21 protein-coding genes are annotated in these 17689 nt (G+C 69.7%); 7 read left to right on the top strand and 14 right to left on the bottom strand.

What is annotated here, in order from left to right; all coding sequences use genetic code 11:
* Positions 1–211: 211 nt before the first annotated feature.
* The 12 genes from ACFQVD_RS26135 to ACFQVD_RS26080 all read right to left on the bottom strand — a co-directional run bounded on the left by ACFQVD_RS26135 (position 212) and on the right by ACFQVD_RS26080 (position 10281).
* A complete protein-coding gene (locus ACFQVD_RS26135; protein WP_343968523.1) occupies positions 212–1780 on the bottom strand; it encodes a cellulase family glycosylhydrolase in 1569 nt (522 codons plus the stop codon).
* A gap of 289 nt (positions 1781–2069) precedes the next feature.
* Complete coding sequence (locus ACFQVD_RS26130) at positions 2070–2249, bottom strand: hypothetical protein (protein ID WP_343968521.1); 180 nt, start codon at positions 2247–2249, stop codon at positions 2070–2072.
* A 346-nt stretch (positions 2250–2595) separates the two neighbouring features.
* On the bottom strand, positions 2596–3981 hold the full coding sequence (locus tag ACFQVD_RS26125; protein WP_343968519.1) for a serine/threonine-protein kinase: 1386 nt from the start codon (positions 3979–3981) through the stop codon (positions 2596–2598).
* Entirely contained in the window at positions 3968–4972 is a 1005-nt protein-coding gene (locus ACFQVD_RS26120; protein WP_343968517.1) for a LacI family DNA-binding transcriptional regulator, read from the bottom strand. Before ACFQVD_RS26120 ends, ACFQVD_RS26125 begins: the two co-directional genes overlap by 14 nt.
* Positions 4973–5077: 105 nt before the next feature.
* A complete protein-coding gene (locus tag ACFQVD_RS26115; protein WP_343968515.1) occupies positions 5078–5632 on the bottom strand; it encodes a GNAT family N-acetyltransferase in 555 nt (184 codons plus the stop codon).
* A 79-nt stretch (positions 5633–5711) separates the two neighbouring features.
* Positions 5712–6038: a DUF2516 family protein gene (locus ACFQVD_RS26110; protein ID WP_030924443.1), complete on the bottom strand. Its 327-nt coding sequence runs from the start codon at positions 6036–6038 to the stop codon at positions 5712–5714.
* Between the two features lie 229 nt (positions 6039–6267).
* Complete coding sequence (locus tag ACFQVD_RS26105) at positions 6268–6687, bottom strand: hypothetical protein (RefSeq protein WP_343968514.1); 420 nt, start codon at positions 6685–6687, stop codon at positions 6268–6270.
* Positions 6688–6690: 3 nt separating this feature from the next.
* Positions 6691–7218, bottom strand: a complete 528-nt coding sequence (locus tag ACFQVD_RS26100) for a helix-turn-helix domain-containing protein (protein ID WP_343968512.1) — start codon at positions 7216–7218, stop codon at positions 6691–6693.
* A gap of 107 nt (positions 7219–7325) precedes the next feature.
* Positions 7326–8261 (bottom strand): M56 family metallopeptidase, encoded by a 936-nt coding sequence (locus tag ACFQVD_RS26095; protein WP_343968510.1) that lies wholly within the window; start codon positions 8259–8261, stop codon positions 7326–7328.
* Entirely contained in the window at positions 8262–8630 is a 369-nt protein-coding gene (locus ACFQVD_RS26090) for a BlaI/MecI/CopY family transcriptional regulator (protein WP_084195977.1), read from the bottom strand.
* A gap of 118 nt (positions 8631–8748) precedes the next feature.
* Positions 8749–9540 carry a class I SAM-dependent methyltransferase gene (locus ACFQVD_RS26085; protein ID WP_343968506.1) on the bottom strand — a complete coding sequence of 264 codons (792 nt, stop codon included), beginning with the start codon at positions 9538–9540 and terminating at the stop codon, positions 8749–8751.
* A 3-nt stretch (positions 9541–9543) separates the two neighbouring features.
* Positions 9544–10281: an SDR family oxidoreductase gene (locus ACFQVD_RS26080; protein ID WP_343968504.1), complete on the bottom strand. Its 738-nt coding sequence runs from the start codon at positions 10279–10281 to the stop codon at positions 9544–9546.
* Positions 10282–10379: 98 nt separating this feature from the next.
* On the opposite strand from ACFQVD_RS26080, the gene mshA reads away from it, so the two are divergent.
* From mshA to ACFQVD_RS26065, 3 genes are read left to right on the top strand one after another with little or no spacing between them, the layout of a single operon-like run.
* Positions 10380–11663, top strand: coding sequence for a D-inositol-3-phosphate glycosyltransferase (mshA, locus tag ACFQVD_RS26075; RefSeq protein ID WP_343968502.1), 1284 nt, complete (start codon positions 10380–10382; stop codon positions 11661–11663).
* A gap of 22 nt (positions 11664–11685) precedes the next feature.
* A complete protein-coding gene (locus ACFQVD_RS26070) occupies positions 11686–12165 on the top strand; it encodes a type III secretion system chaperone family protein (RefSeq protein WP_343968500.1) in 480 nt (159 codons plus the stop codon).
* A 34-nt stretch (positions 12166–12199) separates the two neighbouring features.
* Positions 12200–12943: a phosphoglyceromutase gene (locus ACFQVD_RS26065; protein ID WP_343968498.1), complete on the top strand. Its 744-nt coding sequence runs from the start codon at positions 12200–12202 to the stop codon at positions 12941–12943.
* An 89-nt stretch (positions 12944–13032) separates the two neighbouring features.
* On the opposite strand, the gene phoU is transcribed toward ACFQVD_RS26065, so the two are convergent.
* On the bottom strand, positions 13033–13692 hold the full coding sequence (phoU, locus tag ACFQVD_RS26060; protein WP_343968496.1) for a phosphate signaling complex protein PhoU: 660 nt from the start codon (positions 13690–13692) through the stop codon (positions 13033–13035).
* A gap of 158 nt (positions 13693–13850) precedes the next feature.
* Here phoU and ACFQVD_RS26055 point away from each other — a divergent pair, with 158 nt between their 5' ends.
* Both ACFQVD_RS26055 and ACFQVD_RS26050 read left to right on the top strand, forming a co-directional pair.
* Entirely contained in the window at positions 13851–15035 is a 1185-nt protein-coding gene (locus tag ACFQVD_RS26055; RefSeq protein WP_343968565.1) for a sensor histidine kinase, read from the top strand.
* A complete protein-coding gene (locus tag ACFQVD_RS26050; RefSeq protein ID WP_343968494.1) occupies positions 15032–15721 on the top strand; it encodes a response regulator transcription factor in 690 nt (229 codons plus the stop codon). The genes ACFQVD_RS26055 and ACFQVD_RS26050 overlap by 4 nt, the downstream gene beginning before the upstream one ends.
* Positions 15722–15890: 169 nt before the next feature.
* Here ACFQVD_RS26050 and ACFQVD_RS26045 read toward each other — a convergent pair whose 3' ends face one another.
* Positions 15891–16466 (bottom strand): copper chaperone PCu(A)C, encoded by a 576-nt coding sequence (locus ACFQVD_RS26045; protein WP_343968492.1) that lies wholly within the window; start codon positions 16464–16466, stop codon positions 15891–15893.
* Between the two features lie 261 nt (positions 16467–16727).
* Here ACFQVD_RS26045 and ACFQVD_RS26040 point away from each other — a divergent pair, with 261 nt between their 5' ends.
* Both ACFQVD_RS26040 and ispF read left to right on the top strand, forming a co-directional pair.
* On the top strand, positions 16728–17210 hold the full coding sequence (locus ACFQVD_RS26040; RefSeq protein WP_030924410.1) for a CarD family transcriptional regulator: 483 nt from the start codon (positions 16728–16730) through the stop codon (positions 17208–17210).
* A 17-nt stretch (positions 17211–17227) separates the two neighbouring features.
* On the top strand, positions 17228–17686 hold the full coding sequence (ispF, locus tag ACFQVD_RS26035; protein ID WP_343968487.1) for a 2-C-methyl-D-erythritol 2,4-cyclodiphosphate synthase: 459 nt from the start codon (positions 17228–17230) through the stop codon (positions 17684–17686).
* Positions 17687–17689 lie beyond the last annotated feature (3 nt).

Below are 17689 nucleotides of genomic sequence, written 5' to 3'. Positions count from 1 at the left end.
CACTTTTTTCGCAGATCGTGAAAGTTTCAGGCTTCCCGATCTTGAGGGTCGAGCGCTTGCTTGCGAGGTCGGATCCGGCCCCCGGGGCCGCCGGACACCGGGCGCGTGCCGGATCCGTTTCGGGACCCGGGAGATGCCACGCGAGGGCGTGCCGCGCGGCGGCACGCCCTCGACGGTGCCGACGGGCGGGCACCCGTCGGGAAGATGTCGATCAGGAACAGCTGATGTTGGACGGGCCGGGGGTGGAGGGCCCGGTGGCGGTGAACCCGACGACGACGGACTGGCCCGCCCCGAGGCTGGCCGCGTAGCTCGGGGCCTTCGCGGTGAAGGTGGTCCCGCTCTGGGTGACCGTGGCGTTCCAGCCGCTGCCGAGCGTCACCCCGGACGGCATGGTCCAGCTCGCCGACCAGTTGTTCCAGGTCGACGTCCCGGTGTTCTTCACGGTCAGCTCCGCCTGGAAGCCGCCCGACCAGGAGTTCGTGATCGCGTACGTCGTTCCGCAGGTGGTGGCCGTGGCCGTGGGCGTGGGCGTGGGTGTGGAGGTGCCGCCGCCGACCGGCGGAATCAGGTACGGCTGAAGAATGTCTTGCTTGTCTTGGTTAATTGAGATCCAGTCGTCCTTGGCGATGCCGCCGGTGTCACCGGAGTTGGGATTCCACGACCAGTAGGTGAAGGACATTCCGTTCACCCCGGTGCCGGTGTATTTCATTAATTCCTGGAGCCAGACCTTGTCCACGGCCGCCTGGAGCGTGGTGCCGAACTCGCCCATCATTATCGGGGCGATGTTCTGCTTGTAGAGATAGCCCCAGTACCTGTCCCAGATCGCGGGCATGTTCGCCGGATAGTTCGGCGCGTCGAACCACGCCTGGTGATAGACCGAGGTGGCGTATTCGTGGGGCGAGTAGACCAGCCGGTTCGCCACGTTCAGCCGCACGGGGAATTCCCCGGCCTTGGACAGGTTGCCGCCCCACCAGCCGCAGTCCTCGTCGTTGCTCGGGTCGTTGTCCCAGACGTTCGACAGGCCACCGCTCGGGCAGCTCACCCCCTCGACGAAGATCAGCCAGTTGGGGTTGACCGACAGCACCGCGTTGCCCGCCCGCTCGGCGGCCAGTCGCCAGTCGCGCGCGGTGTCGCCGCACCCCCAGCATGCCCCGGTGGCCGCCGGATTGGTGCCCTCGGCATGCGGTTCGTTGTGCAGGTCGGCGCCGATGACCGTGGTGTTGCCCGCGTACCGCTGGGCGAGGGCCTTCCAGTCGTTGATCCAGATGCTCTCCGGCGTCGAGGCGACGTACCACAGGGCGGACTGCCCGGCGGCGGTCGGCCGGTGCCGGTCGAGGATGATCCGCATCCCCTTGCTTCCCGCGTAGGCGATGACCTTGTCGAGGATCTGCAGCGGGGTGTTGCCGACCAGATCGGGGTTGACGAAGTCGTTGATGCCGCTGGCGACCGCGCCGGGCTTGAGCGCGTCGTTGGAGAAGGGCACGCGCAGGGTGTTGTAGCCCAGCGAGGCCATCTTGTCGATCTGGCCCTTCCACGGGTTGCTCGACCACAGCCCATGGAAGGTCTTGTTGTCGGTCTCCATGCCGAACCAGTTGATACCGGTCAGCCGGACCGTCGCACCGGTGCTGTCGACGATCTTGTTACCGGAGGTGCGCAGGTAGCCGGTACCGGTTCCGCCCGCGGCACCCGCGGGGGAGGAGCCGAGCGCGACCGCCAGCGCCGAGGTGACCACGAGCGCCGCGAGCGCCGCCGGCCACCTGCGTACACGCAGGACTTTCATCAAGAGCCCTTCGGGGACGGGATCTGTACGCGGGGAGAATGCCCCGCGATCGAAAGGTGCGGCCGGTCGCGCTCGTCATGGTTCGGCGCCCGCCCCGCTCCCGTCAACCACCGGCAGGACCGTTCCCGTCCCCCGCGGCGCCCGCACCCCGCTCTAGCTCGCCCTGTACGACTGCCGCCCCGCCGGTCGCCCCCTGAAAGTTTCACCCGCCGCGCCATCCGACGACCTGTGCACCGGTCGTCCGGCGGTTACCCCGCCCCGCCGCCGATCGGTCCTCCACCGGCTCCGGTCAGCAGTGGCAGTCCATCGCCACGGCCGTCCGGTCACGATGCCGATCGAGCAGGGAGCGCAGCGCGTCCTGCCAGTCCCGCTCCGGCATGTCGCCGTGATCGAACCACCGGCCGTCCGGTGTGATGACCGCGTACGGGAACCGGAGGATGTCGGGGACGAGTTCCGAAACGGGGCGCACGTTGTCCTCAGCCCGTACCTGCGCCGGTACTCGTCCGGCCGGAGATCGTGGTGTTGCTCCTTGCCCCGGATTATGCCGTCATAACGGCCTCCGACCGTGAAGCCGTCGCATTTGACATTCGGAAGTTCGAGCCCCGTTTCCTCGTCGAGGAAATCAACACCCCAGAACGTTTTCATCAGCTGCTCGGCCCGCGCGATCGGGTCCGGGTCCGCCTTGTCGACAAGAACAAGGGCAAGAAAGTGCGACATGTTTATTTACCATATAGAACGCGATGGTTTCCCGATGTCAGCCTCCGCGGCTGGGACCTGAGCCCCCTCCAACGAGCGAATCCGAGGGGGCTCGGCGCCTATCCGGTCAGGGCGACCGACACGAGCAGGAGCTGGGCCTCCAGCGCGCGGCGGAAATCGTCGGGCAGGGAGCCCTCCCGGTTCCGGTCGGCGATCTTTCCCCAGATCGAGGTGAGGTCGCCGGAGTCCCGGACACTGTTGGCCAGCACCTGCCGCAGGTCCAGGGCCACGTCAGGGCGGATCCTGCCCTCGTCCTCCCCCTTCGCCAGCAGGGCGTTGAAGCTCCGCAGGCTCTGGTTGAGGTTCGGGACGGAGGAGCGGACGGCCTCCGTCCAGGGCGTCTGCTCCGCCTTCTGCCCGCCCCCCTTGCCGATGGCGGGAGCGGAAGGAGAGGAGCTGGGGCTCGGCGTCGCGCCCGGTTCGGGGAACGTGGTGGCGAGGTCGAGGGCGGCGGACGGGAGCGTTCCGCGCCCCTGGGGGTCGGCCACCTGGCCGTCGGGGTGACCGGTGAGCTGGCTCCACGCCAGGCCTCCCACCAGCAGTGCCGTCGCCGTCGCGGTGACCATGCTCCAGCGTGTCAGGGTGCCGCCTCCGGTCGAACGGGGCGGCGTCAGGGCTTCTGCCAGGCCGTCGGCCACCTCCTGGGCCTTCGGCCGGAGCTCGGGCCGATGTGACAGGCAGACCTGGCAGAGTGCGCTGATCTGTACCGGCATCCCCGGCACGTCCGCGGTCGGTGGGGGCCCCTCCCGCCGGACGTTCTCGATCTCCTCCCAGGTGCGTTCCGGATACGGGGGGTTGCCGGTGAGCATCTCGAACAGCAGCACGCCCAGCGCGTAGACGTCGCTCGCCGGGTCCGCGACGGTGCCGGTCAGCCGCTCGGGCGCCACGTAGGGAGGCGTGCCGTAGTCGGAGGCCCGGTCGTCGCCGTCCTCTCCGATGAACGCCGCGATGCCGAAGTCGAGCAACTTGGCGCCGGTGGAGGTCAGCAGCACGTTGTCGGCGGTGACGTCCCGGTGGACGATCCCCCGCTCGTGGGCGGCGGCCAGCACGGTGGCCAGCCTGGCGGCGATCAGCGCCGCCTCCGCCCAGGGCAGCGGGCCCTCGATGATCCGGTCGGAGAGCGGCCGCCCCTCCAGCAGTCGCATCACCACGTAGGCGGCCAGCCGGCCGTGCGAGGTCACGGTCTCCCCGTAGTCGTAGACCTCGATCGCGTCGGGATGGATGAGGCGCGCGGTGGCGCGCGCCTCCCTGCGGATGAGCTCGCGCTCCCCGTGGTCGACGCCGAGCTCGCCGTCCAGCAGCTTGACCGCGACCATCCGCTGCAGCGACTGGTCGAAGGCACGCCAGATGACGCTCATGCCGCCCCAGGCGATCCGCTCCAGCAGCAGGTACCTGCGGGTGAGCACGTCTCCCGCACGGAGTCCGACGGGGTCAGGCGGACTCACGGACCACCAGCTCAGTGGGGAGTACGGGGTTGTCACGGGATGCGCCCGCCGAGCCCATCGAGAGCAGCAGCAGCCTGGTGGCCAGCGCCGCGAACTCCTCCACCGGCTGACGGACCGTGGTGAGCGTGGGGGAGGTCCGCCGGGCCGCGGGGGCGTCGTCGAAGCCGATGACCGCCACGTCCTCAGGCACCCGGCGGCCGGCCCGGCGCAGGGTCTGCAACGCGGCCGCGGCCATCACGTCGGAGGCCGCGAAGACCGCGTCGACGTGCGGCATCCGGCGTAACAGCCACTGCATGCCGTGCACCCCCGACGCGTGGCTGAAGTCGCCGTACGCGACCGGCACGCCGGTCATCCCGGCCAGGGCGAGAGTCTGCAGGAATCCGTCGAGCCGGTCGCGGGCGGCCGGCAGGGCGGGCGGCCCCGCGATGACGCCGATGGACCGCCGGCCACCGAGCAGCAGGTGCTCCGCCGCCTGCCTGCCGCCGTCGCGGTTGTCCATGTCGACATGGGGGAGGTCGATGCCGTCCGGGGGACGGCCCGCGCTGCGTACCGGGATGCCCGAGGCGGCCAGGGTCACCACGAGCGGGTGCCTGTCGCGCGCGCCGATCAGCAGCACGCCGTCGATGCCTCCGGCGACGAGCGGGGGCGTGGCGATGGTGGAGGTGGCCGCGGTGGCGGTCATCACGGCCAGCGGAACGCCGTGCCCGGTGAGGACCTCCTCCGCAGCGGTGATCATTCTTGCGTAGAACGGCTCGGTGAACAGCCGGTGCGCGGGTTCGCAGACCACTACGGCCACGACCTGGTCGGATCGGCGGCCGGAGCCGCCACGGGGAGCGCGATGCCTGACGTAACCGAGACGCGAGATTGCGTCATGCACCTGCCTACGAGTCGATGTGCTGACTCTGACTGAACCGGTGAGTACCCGGGACGCGGTGGCGGGGGAGACCCCTGCCTCTGCTGCGACCTGGGCAAGTGTGGGTAGATCCGTCATAACTTCCTCCACACCAAGATTCCGCACAGGTGGGAGCGCTCCCAGTGAACCTAGCATTGTTTCGGAAGTGTCAAAAGATGTTTCCGAAAAATCACCATATGTATGTCAAATTTCCCTGACAACCCAGTCAGAGGCAAGTATCGCCATGATTACGGAGTCGTACCATTCACCGTTCATGCGCAGTGCGTCACGGCACACCCCCTCCTGGGTGAAGCCGATCTTGCGGTAGACGTGGGCGGCCCGCTCGTTGAACGCGTAGACCTCCAGGCTCACCCGGTGCAGCGGCGTGGAGGTGAAGGCGTGGTCCAGGGTCAGCCGGATCGCCTCGGTGCCGTACCCCCTGCCGTAGGCGCGCGGGCCGATCAGCGCGATGCGCAGATTGCAGGAGAGGTTGTCCGCGTCGAGCTGGTTGAGCACGATCTCGCCTACGTAGGCGTCGTCCTCGGCGGTGCAGATCGCCAGATCCAGCCGGTCGTCGTGGTCACCCCGCGAGCCGTACCAGCTCTTGAGCGACTGGAACTCCGGCTTGCCGTGCGAGCCGGTCAGCCGGACGGTCTCGGGGTCGTTGACCAGCTCCCAGAGACCGTCCACATGCTCGGGACCGACGGGCCGGAGCGTCACGTGCTCTCCGGAGAGCGTGGGTTTGTGCGCGAACATCATTCGGTGTGTCTATCGGCCGAAACCCCGCAGGGCAACCGGATCGCCGGAGGCGCCGGGCCTCAGCCGAAGGGAGAGGGCCTCACCAGGGGCCGTACGGCCCCTGGTTGCCGCCCTTGCCGATCTCCCGCACGGCGGGGCGCACGTCGGCGAGGTAGATGCCCGAGGCGATGACGGAGGCGATCGTGAAGATGCTCAGCGTGTTGAGATAGCCCACCGCGGCGGCGAAGCCGAACAGTGCCGCCAGCCCCAGGATGACCAACCACAGGTTCTTGCTCTGCTTGCCGGTGACCGCGAACGCCCGTGCGGGAGTCTTCACCGCGTGGATGAGCGCCCAGCCCGACAGTGCGAACACCCCGACGGCCAGGATCCAGAAGACCAGGTCCAGGGCACCGTGGATTTGGATCATCGTCTCTCCAGAACGCTCGCCTCACCGGTTTCCCTCAGCCTAATGCCGAAAGTCCCCTTCGCGGCGTCATCGGCCTTCACCTGCCCGCTCCGGTCGAACACGCGGGGGAACCCCGCCGGCCGGGGAGCGGCCCTAGAACGCCGCAGGACCCGCCCCGGCGGTGCCGGAACGGGTCCTGGAGCCGGTGTCCTGCCCGGCCGCGACCTCGCGTGACGAGCCCTCGACGGGCTCAGGCCTTGGAGGTGCCGGACTTCGAGGTGCGGGTGCCCCTCTTCGGGGTCGTGGGCCGGGCGGCCTCGGAGAGCTCCTCCAGTTCCAGGGCGGCATCGCCGCTCGTCTTGGAGACGACCTTGCGGCCGCGGTTGGCGAACTCCTCGTAGAGCTCGGTGGCCCTGCCCGCGAACTGGTCGGCGTAGTCGCGTGCCTTCACAGGGAAGTCCTTGGCGTAGCCCTCGGCCTTGCCGGCGAGCTCCCTGGCCTTCTCCGGGAGGTCCTTCGCGGCCTCGCGGATCTCCTCGCGGCGGCTCTGCAGCTTCTGGATCCGCTCAGGAAGCTCCATGAGCTTCTCGACGGCGAAGTCGCCGGCCCCGGCGACGGCGTAGAACGGCTTGGATTCGGCGAGCTTCTTGACTTCGGTGGTGATGGGCATGGGTTAACCTTCCTTGGTTTCCTTTGTGATGTGGCCGTTGCTCGGGGGCGCCGCGTAGGGTTTCAACGCGGTGAGATATTCCCCGGGCAGCGGTACCTCGTCGTCAGGCGAGGAGCCCGCGTCACCCTGCCGGGGCTCCGGTGCGGGATGCGCTTTCTGGGAGGTCTGCGCGTCCTCGCCCGGAGCCTCAGCCCGGTTCTCCTTGCGAAACGACTCATAGATGTCGATCAGCACCTGGCGCTGGCGCTCGGTGATGAGGTGGTCGGCTCTGATCGCGGTCAGCACGTCGCTGTCCGGCTCGCGCTCCTCGATGAGACCGGCCTGGACATAGAGCGCCTGCGACGAGATGTGCAGGCCCTTGGCGATCTGGTTCAGTATCTCGGCGCTGGGCTTGCGCAGCCCGCGCTCGATCTGGCTCAGGTAGGGGTTGGAGACCCCCGCCGCCGCGGCGAGCTGACGCAGGGAGATCTTCGCGTGCGTGCGCTGCTCGCGGATGTACTCACCGATCGAGCCGACCTTGGGTAGTGCCATGCCTTGAGTCTGCCCCACCATGCTTGCAATTGCAAACGCCATGGCTAACACTTGCAAGCGTTTTGGGGTGAAGTTGTATCAGGACCGGCCGGTACGCCGAGGTGAGGTCAGTGCGGGATCAGCCAGAGCAGCGGGGCCGAGGTCGTCAGGGTGACGGAGAAGGCGACGATGGCGTAGCGGACCCCGAGCGGCAGGATCGGCCCCGGCGTCACCAGGCGCTCGACCCTGGCCATCACGGCGGCGGACGAGGAGGTCGCGGCGCCCAGCGCGCCGCGCGGCGCGGGGACGGCGCCCGCCGTGCCGAAGCGCAGCAGGGCGGTCGCCAGGCGGCGCGGGGAGCAGTAGCGGCGGGCGACGTCGTCGGCGGCCATCTCCACCAGCAGGCCGACCTCGCTCTGCGCGTCCTTGACCACGCGTGACCAGGGCAGGGCCCTGCGCAGCGCGGCGAAGGGCAGCAGCACCAGGTCGTGTCGTTCGCGCACATGGGCGGTCTCGTGGGCGAGCACCGCGGTCAGCTCGTCGGCGGAGAGCAGCTTCAGCGCGCCCTCGCTGACCACCACCTGGGAGCGGAGGCCGGGCACGCAGTAGGCGGTGGCGCCCGGGTGGTCGAGCACCCGTACGCCGGGGACCACCGGGTCCTCCCTGGCGATCAGGGCGAGCAGGGTGCGGTGCCGCTGCCGGGCCCGGAACGTCTGCAGGCCCGCGGCGAGGAGCACCATGATCAGCACGGCGAGCGCCGTCAGTCCGGCGATGAGCGCGACGATCCTCGGCAGGTCGTACGGCAGGGGCGCCCCCTGGCCGGCTTCGCCGCCGCCGAACGCGGAGGCGGCGAAGCCGGCCAGGCCGTGCAGCACACCCCGGCCATAGGGCTCCAGCGCGTAGCCGAGCAGAGCGCCCGTCCCGGCCAGCCCCCAGGTGACCCCAAGCGCCTGCCACAGCACGATGGCCACGTGCGGAGCGCGGTAGGTCCACCGCGCCCTGGTGAGCCGCCAGGCGCCGACCGCGCAGGCCAGGGCGAGCGTCGCCAGGGCTGCCGCGGTCATCTACTCGTCCTCCAGCTCCTCTTCAAGGCCGGTCAGGGCCCTGCGCAGGATGTCGGCTTCGGTACCGGTGACGGCCTGGGCGAACCGGGTGAGGGCCGCCGACCGGTCACCGGTCAGATCCAGTGCCTCCAGCATAAGCTCCGCGACGTAGGCGTCGCGGCTCTCCGCGGGTGCGTACCGCCACGCGCGCCCGTCGCGGGTGCGGACCAGGAAGCCTTTGCGGGTGAGCCGGTCGAGCACGGTCATCACGGTGGTCGGCGCCAGGTCGCGGTCGGATATCAGGCGTCCGACCTCCCGTGCCGTCACGGGGGATGATTGTGCCCAGATGATGTCCATGATGCTGCGTTCAAGCTCGCCGAGACCCTTCACACCGTCAAGACTAACCCCCGCACCACGAGGGGTAGTACTACGGGTTGTCGAGTGATGCGTTTCACGGCGTGGCCACTCGCCTCGCGCTCTCGCTCGGGGCGCGGCGGAGTCCGGCCGGTCATCTCGGGGCGACCGCGGCCCAGGGGAGGGTGATCTCGCCGAGCCGCCAGCGCGATCGGCCGCCGAGCGGGGGGCGCCCGGCCAGCGGCCAGGTCCCGGAGAGTGTCTCCGCGGAGGCGATCCAGCGCTGGCGGGAACCATAGGAGCCGAAGGGCGCGTTGACCGCCCAGGCGTGGTCGAAGTCACGCAGGAAGGCATGGACGGGCTCACCGGGGACGTTGCGGTGGATGAGCGTCTTGGGCAGCCGGTCGGCCAGGTCCGAGGGGCGCTCGAAGGAGTCGAAGCGGGCCGAGAGGGTCAGTGTCCGGGGACCCGAGCGGTCGAGCCCGACCCAGACCGCGCGGTGGCCCACCTCCGAGCAGGTACCCTCGACGATCACCCCGTCCGGCGCGAGCCGCTCGCGGAGCATCGCCCAGTACTCCCACGCCTGCGCCTCGCCGTACTGCCGCAGCACGTTGAACGCCCTGACCAGCAGGGGCGGCCGGTCCACCGGCAACTCGAAGCCGCCAAGCGCGAAGGACAGCCCCGGACGCTCGTGGGGTCTGGCCGCCGCGACCCTGGCCGGGTCGATCTCGACGCCGACGACCTCGACCGAGGGGCAGATCCGGCGCAGCCGCAGGAACATCTCCAGGGTCGTGGTGTGCGAGGCCCCGTAGCCGAGGTCGACCACCAGCGGGCGGTCGGCGGCGCGCAGCAGGCGGCCGTGCGCGGCGACGATCCACCGGTCGGCCCGCCGCAGGCGGTTGTGACCGGTGGTCCCCCTGGTGATCTCCCCTATCGGCTTGGACATGGTTCAGACGCGGTGGAGTTTGTGCTGGGCGGCCTGGGCCCGGGGGCGCATGACGAGGCGGTCGATGTTCACGTGGGCCGGTCGGGTCACGCACCAGGCGATGGCGTCGGCCACGTCCTGGGCGGTGAGCGGGTCGGGCACGCCCCGGTAGACCTCGTCGGCGGCGGCGGAGTCGCCGCGGAAGCGGTTCAGCGAGAACTCCTCGGTGTGGACCAGCCCGGGGGCGATCTCGACGATCCTGACCGGCAGGCCGACCAGCTCCAGCCTGAGCACCTCGGTCATCGAGGTCTGCGCGTGCTTGGCCGCGTTGTAGCCGCCGCCGCCCTCGTACGAGACGAGCCCGGCCACCGAGGTCAGCATCAGCAGCACGCCGTCGCCGGACTCGATCAGCCGGGGCAGCAGTGCCTGGGTGACGCGGAGCGTGCCGAGCACGTTGACGTCGTACATCCGCTGCCAGTCCGCGACATTCCCGCTCGCCACTGGTTCCAGGCCGATCGCGCCACCGGCGTTGTTGATCAGCACGTCACAGCGGTCGAGCGAGGAGGCCAGCTCGTCCACCGACTCCTGCGACGTCACGTCCAGGGTGACCGCGCGGATGCCGGGCACCTCGGCGGCCAGCGCCTCCAGTCTCTCCCGGCGCCGTGCCGCGGCCACCACGTCGAAGCCCTCCGCGGCCAGCCTGCGGGCCGTCGCCTCGCCGATCCCACTGCTGGCCCCTGTCACCACAGCTGTCCTCTTCATGACCCTCCATCCTGCCAGGAGCACCCCGCGCGGACCCTTCTGAGGTGATGTGTCGGGAATGTTGCGGATTATCAGATGGTTTAGCCCACTCGGAGGTGGTGTCGGTGAGGCGACGGCGGGTCAACCGAGTCGCGACGATCAGCATGCACACGTCCCCCCTGGACCAGCCGGGAACCGGGGACGCGGGCGGTATGAACGTCTATATCGTCGAGGTGGCCAAGCGCCTGGCCGAACTCGGGGTGGAGGTGGAGATCTTCACCCGGCAGACATCCCGGGACCTGCCACCGGTCGCGGAGATCGTTCCGGGCGTCTCGGTCCGCCACGTCACCGCCGGACCGTACGAGGAGCTCGACAAGGGCGACCTGCCAGGCCAGCTCTGCGCCTTCCTGTCGGGCGTGCTGCGCGCCGAGGCCATGTACGAGCCGGGCCGCTACGACGTCATCCACTCCCACTACTGGCTCTCCGGCCAGGTGGGCTGGCTGGCCAAGGAGCGCTGGGGCCTGCCGCTGGTGCACACCATGCACACCATGGCCAAGGTGAAGAACCTCCTGCTGGCCGAGGACGACAAGCCCGAGCCGACGGCCCGGGTACTGGGCGAGCAGCAGGTCGTGGACGTCGCCGACCGCCTGGTGGCCAACACCCCCGCCGAGGCCAGTGATCTCGTCGAGCTGTACGGGGCGGCCCCCGCCCGGGTCGAGGTGGTCAACCCCGGCGTGAGCCTCAGGGTCTTCCAGCCCGCCTCCAAAGGCGCGGCCCGGCACCGGCTCGGGCTGCCGCAGGACGCCCACGTGCTGCTCTTCGTGGGCCGCGTGCAGCCGCTGAAGGCCCCGGACGTGCTGCTGCGCGCCGCGGCCAGGATGCTCCTCGAAGATCCCTCGCTCAGGTCGAGACTGGTCGTCGTCTGCGTCGGCGGCCCCAGCGGCAACGGCCTGGCCAGGCCCTCGTACCTCACCGACGTGGCCGCCTCACTGGGGATCTCCGACGTGGTCAGGATCGTTCCACCGGCGCCCCAGCACGAACTGGCCGACTGGTACCGCGCGGCCGATGTGACGGTCGTCCCCTCGCACAACGAGTCGTTCGGCCTGGTGGCCCTGGAGTCCCAGGCATGCGGCACCCCCGTCGCCGCCGCGTCCGTGGGCGGGCTGCGCACCGCCGTGCGCGACGGCGTCTCCGGGGTGCTCGTCGAGGGGCACGACCCCCACGACTGGGCGCGGGTGCTCGGCCGGTTCGTGTACGCCCCCGCCTGGCGGGAGGCGCTGTCCGCGGCCGCGGTGGCCCACGCGGCGGCCTTCGGCTGGTCGGCCACCGCGGCCAGGCTGGCGGACGTCTACGCCGGGGCGATGGCGAACCTGCACCGGGTCCCCATCGCGGTCAGCTCGTGAGACCCGCTCGTAGGCTGGGCCCATGCGCGAAGTGATCGAGGCGGCGCTGAAGAGCGCGGACGTCTCCTACGAGCAGCCCAGGCCGGGGGCCTTCCTGGTGAAGCTCCCCGGCCAGCACAAGCTCGCCACCATGACCTGGCTGATCGTCGGAGACCAGGCCCTGCACGTGGAGGCGTTCTTCTGCCGTCAGCCGGACGAGAACCACGCCGAGTTCTACCGCTGGCTGCTCACCAAGAACGGCTCCATGTACGGGGTGCGCTTCGCCCTCGACCCGATCGGTGACGTCTACCTCGTGGGCCGGGTCCCGTTGGGGGCGGTCACCGAGGAGGAGATCGACCGCCTTCTCGGGTGCGTGCTCACCTACTCCGACGAGGGGTTCGACCGTGCCCTGGAGCTGGGTTTCGCCACCTCGATCCGGCGCGAGTGGGAGTGGCGCGCCAAGCGCGGAGAGTCGCTCGCCAACCTCCGGGCATTCGCCCGCTTCGCCGATCCCGACCGCTGAGGGGCACCGGAGGACGCCCACTAAGCTTGTCGGTATGTCGACTTTGGTGCTGCTCCGGCACGGTGAGAGTGAATGGAACGCCAAGGGTCTGTTCACCGGATGGGTGGACGCGGGACTCTCGGCCAAGGGCGAGGAGGAGGCACGGCGCGGCGGAAGGCTGCTTCTCGACGCCGGGGTGCGACCCGACGTGGTGCACACCTCGCTGCTGACCAGGGCGATCCAGACGGCCAACCTCGCGCTGGGCGCCGCCGACCTGCTCTGGCTGCCGGTCTCCCGGTCCTGGCGGCTCAACGAGCGCCACTACGGCGCCCTGCAGGGCAAGGACAAGGCGCAGACGCGGGCCGAGTTCGGAGACGAGCAGTTCATGCTCTGGCGCCGCTCCTACGACGTCCCGCCGCCCGTACTCGCCGACGACGACGAGTTCTCCCAGTCCGGCGACCCCCGCTACGCGCTGCTGCCGAGCGAGCTGCTGCCCAGGACCGAGTGCCTCAAGGACGTCGTCGAGCGCATGCTGCCCTACTGGTACGACCAGATCGTGCCCGACCTCGCGGCCGGTAGGAGCGTGCTGGTCGTCGCGCACGGCAACTCGCTCCGGGCGCTGGTCAAGCACCTGGACGGGATCGGCGACGACGAGATCGCCGGGCTCAACATCCCCACCGGCATCCCGCTCCAGTACGAGCTGGACGCGGACTTCCGCCCCGTCACCCGGGGCGGCCGGTACCTCGACCCCGCCGCCGCCGAGGCCGCCATCGAGGCGGTGGCCAACCAGGGCAAGTAGTCCCGGCCTCATCCGCAGGAATGCCAGGAGGGCCCGCCGGATCCGGCGGGCCCTCCTGGCATTCCGAGGGACCGAGGGGAGATCGGGAGTCAGAGGGCGCCGGTGTCCTGCGGCCTGGAGCCCGTCACCAGATAGACCACGTCGTGCGCGACACGGACCGCGTGGTCGGCATAGCGCTCGTAGTAGCGGCCGATCAGCGTCACGTCGATGGCCGGCTCGACGCCGTACTTCCAGTCGGGGGCCATCAGGACCTTGAACAGCCTGCGGTGCAGCCGGTCCATCGCGTCGTCGTCGGCCTCCAACTCCAGGGCGGACTCCACGTCGCGCGAGGCGATGCAGCTGCCGGTCTTGGTGATGAGGCGCTCGGCGATCTGGCCCATCTCCAGGATGGTGGCACGGATCTCCGGCGGGATCGCGGAGTCGGGATGGCGCAGCCTGGCGACCTTGGCCACATGCTCGGCGAGGTCGCCCATCCGCTCCAGGTCGGTGCCCATCCGCAGCGCCGCGATGATCATTCTGAGATCCACGGCCACCGGCTGCTGCCTGGCCATCAGGTCGAAGATCGTGGCCTCGATCTCCGCGAAGATCCGGTCGACCTCCTCGTCCTGGGAGATGACGTTCTCGGCGAGATGAAGGTCCGCGTCCAGGAGGGCTGTGGTGGCCCGCGATATCGCCGACCTCACGAGCCGGGTCATCTCGACCAGCCGTTCGGTGAGGGCGTCGAGGTCTTCGTGATAGGCGTCGCGCATGGAACTCACCGTACGAGGGGGTCGGTGAACGAACCTCGACCGCAAAGTGAACTTTGCGGGAAAGGCCGCTGTCACCGCCCCCGGGCCGTCCCCAACACGGAAACCCCCACCTACCATCGAAAACGTGAAGCCTACGGGAGGACCACGTGAGTGAGCTGATGGCGAGCCTGGCCGCGCTGGCCGGCTTCGTCGTGGGAGCGCTGGCCGTGATGGTCGTCCGCCAGCAGAGCCACGGACGGCGGGACAGGATGACACCGGTGGACGGTGTCGAGCCCGGCGCGCTCCCGAACGGGGTCGCCTCGGTGCTGGCCGTGCTGCCGTCCTCGGCGGTCGTGCTCGACAAGGAGGACCGGGTGCTGCGCGCCAGTTCGGCGGCGCGCGCGTTCGGCCTGGTCAAGGGAGAGCACCTGATGGCGGCCGAGCTGCTCGCGCTGGCCAGGAAGGTGCGCAGGGACGGCGAGATCCGCGAGAGCGAGATCGAGGTGGCCGGCCACAAGTTCGGCCAGGAGTCGACCAACTTCGCGGTGCGGGTCGCCCCGCTCGGCTCCTACGGCCAGGTGCTGGTCCTCGCCGAGGACCAGACCGAGCACCGCCGCGTCGAGGCGGTCCGCCGCGACTTCGTGGCCAACGTGAGCCACGAGCTCAAGACGCCGGTGGGCGCGATGTCGCTACTGGCCGAGACCATCCAGGACGCCGCCGACGACCCCGAGGCGGTCACCCGCTTCGCCGGGCGTATGCAGCACGAGGCGGCCCGGCTCACCTACCTCGTCCAGGACCTGATCACCCTCTCCCGGATCCAGGGCGCCGAGCCCATCCCGACTCCGGGTCCGGTGCTGATCGACGAGGCGGTGCACGAGGCCGTCGACCGCTGTAACACCACCGCGGCGGCCAAGGACATCACCCTGGTCTGCGGCGGCGTCGAGGGCCTGCGGATATGGGGCGACGACGAGCTTCTCGTCACCGCCCTGCGCAACCTCATCGACAACGCGGTCGCCTACAGCCCCGAGCACACCCGGGTCGTGGTCAGTGCCCGCGGCGCGGGCCCCAACACCGAATACGTCGAGATCAGCGTGAGCGACCAGGGCATCGGCATCCCCGAGAGCGCCCAGGAACGAATTTTCGAGCGGTTCTTCCGCGTCGACGCGGCCCGCTCGCGCGCGACCGGTGGCACGGGCCTCGGCCTGGCCATCGTCAAGCACGTGGCCGCCGCCCACAACGGGGCGGTCACGGTGTGGAGCAAGGAAGGCTCCGGCTCCACCTTCACCCTCCGCCTGCCCGCCTTCGGCGGCATGGCGGTGGCAGTACCAGCTACCACCACGATCCCCCTGGAGGCCGCGCAGTGACCCGCGTGCTTGTCGTCGAGGACGAAGAGTCGTTCTCCGACGCTCTGTCATACATGCTGCGCAAGGAGGGCTTCGAGGTGGCCGTGGCCACCACAGGGCCGGAGGCGCTGGAGACCTTCGACCGGAACGGCGCCGACCTGGTGCTGCTCGATCTGATGCTCCCCGGCCTGCCGGGAACGGAGGTCTGCCGCTCGCTCCGCCAGCGCTCCAACGTGCCCGTCATCATGCTCACCGCCAAGGACAGCGAGATCGACAAGGTGGTCGGGCTGGAGCTCGGCGCCGACGACTACGTCACCAAGCCCTTCTCCTCCAGGGAGCTGGTGGCCCGCATCCGCGCGGTGCTGCGCCGCCAGGGCGATGTGGAGGAGCTGGAGTCGGCGGTGCTGGCCGCCGGTCCGGTCCGGATGGACGTGGACCGCCACATCGTCGCCGTGCGGGGCGAGCCGGTGCAGCTGCCCCTGAAGGAGTTCGAGCTGCTGGAGGTGCTGCTGCGCAACGCCGGCCGGGTGCTCACCCGGGGCCAGCTCATCGACCGGGTCTGGGGCGCCGACTACGTGGGCGACACCAAGACGCTGGACGTGCACGTCAAGCGGCTGCGGGCCAAGGTCGAGTCCGACCCGTCCAACCCTCGCTGCATCCTCACGGTCCGGGGCCTGGGCTACAAGTTCGACCCCGCGGAGGCCTGAGCCTTCGCACGCGCCTCCGGAGGGTCCGAGAGGTCGTACGGCGTGCCCGCGGGCGTGTCCGGAGGCGGACCCCCTGGGGGGGCCGGACCGTGTCCGATGTGACCGGCTCCCGGGGTTCGGATCTCCCGGGAGCCGTGGCCTCCCGTCGCGGTGAGGCCACCGGGGGCGGTCAGTGCCCGTGCCCGCCCTCGGTGGAGGCGGAGGGGGTGGGGGTCGGCGTGGGAGCCGCGGAGGCGCCGGGAACCTGCGGGTAGGCGGTGAACTCGCGGCTGCGGGTGATGACCGGGACGGTGATCTGCACGACCCCGGCGTTGGCGAACTGCAGCTGCACCGGGATGGACTCGCCGCCCCTGAGCGGCTTCTTCAGCCCCTCGATCAGGATCGTGGGTGTCGGCTTGCCGATGCTCACCCGCTGGTTCTGGGGGAGCGGTACAGGCGCGCTCACCTTCGCCGTGCCGAGGGCCGGGTCGACGCCGAGACCGACGAGCTGGTCGGGGGCGTTGGTGTTGACCAGGGACAGGTAGAGCGGCGTGGCCGTCCCGACCGGTAGCGTCCCGCCGGAGTCGGGGCCGAGGAAGAACGCCTGGGAGATGTCGATGCCCTTGGTCTTGACCGACAGGGCCTCGGTCGGAGCGTAGGGCTTGTTGGTGATCGCGTCGGATCCGGCGCCACAGCCGGTCAGAGTCAGGGCGGCTGCGAGGAACGCGGCGGCGGCGATCGCCCGGTGACGGCTGTTGCGGGTCACGGTGCGAGTTCTCCTTGTCACACATGAGGTAGGGCAAGGTCAACCCTATCGGCGACGTTTACCGGCTTCCGCCTCGCCCCGCCTGATCATTCGGAGGCGGGGAACGCAGGTCATAAGTGCTTTTTGCCCCCTTGATTCACACACTTGAGCACTTGTCAAGTCATAAGACGCGGCTTTGACCTGCAGTTATGGTGATTTCACTGTTCCGGGAGGCTGTGGATACGTGGTACTCTTGAGTACAGCGGAAGGGGTACTTGTCACATGACTTTCCAGGTCGGCGACACTGTCGTCTACCCCCACCATGGGGCTGCTCGGATCGAGGCGATCACGACCCGGACCATCAAAGGTGAGGAAAGGACCTACCTGGTTCTTAAGGTCGACAAGGGCGACCTTACCGTCCAGGTGCCGGCTGACAACGCCGAACTCGTGGGTGTTCGCGACGTAGTCGGACAAGAGGGTCTTGAGCGCGTTTTCGACGTGCTTCGAATGCCTCACACCGAAGAGCCCACGAACTGGTCCCGCCGCTACAAGGCGAACCTTGAGAAGTTGGCGTCCGGTGATGTCAACAAGGTCGCCGAGGTCGTTCGCGACCTGTGGCGACGAGACAGGGAACGCGGGCTTTCCGCGGGAGAGAAGCGAATGCTGGCCAAGGCCAGGCAGATCCTCGTCAGCGAGCTCGCGCTCGCGGAAAAGACCAACGAGGACAAGGCAGAGGCCCTACTGGACGAGGTTCTCAACTCCTGAACAGGACATTTCCACGGGTGGGCGTCGGAGTCGACGTCCACCCGTTCGCTTCTGGTCGCGAGCTCCATCTCGCCGGCCTGCACTGGCCCGGGGAGACCGGCCTGGCCGGGCACTCCGACGGCGACGCCGCGGCTCACGCGGCCTGTGACGCCCTGCTGTCGGCAGCCGGTCTCGGCGACCTCGGAGGCCTGTTCGGCACGTCCGATCCTCGCTGGGCCGGTGCCTCCGGTGCCGCCCTGCTGGAGGAGACCGCTCGCCAGGTGCGAGCCGCAGGCTTCGAGATCGGCAACGTGGCCGTCCAGGTGATCGGTAACCGGCCCAAGATGGCACCCCGCCGCGTCGAGGCCGAGAAGGCCCTCGGAGCGGCCGTGGGCGCCCCCGTGAGCGTCAGCGCCACCACGACCGACGGGCTGGGCCTCACCGGCCGGGGTGAGGGCGTCGCGGCCATCGCGACCGCGATCGTGGTGAACCTCTAGCGG

Origin of the sequence: Streptosporangium amethystogenes subsp. fukuiense (genome assembly GCF_042665875.1) — a bacterium.
Classification (GTDB): Bacteria; Actinomycetota; Actinomycetes; order Streptosporangiales; family Streptosporangiaceae; genus Streptosporangium; species Streptosporangium fukuiense.
Note: the sequence above shows the minus strand (reverse complement) of the source record. Positions and strands in the feature narration are given on the sequence as shown.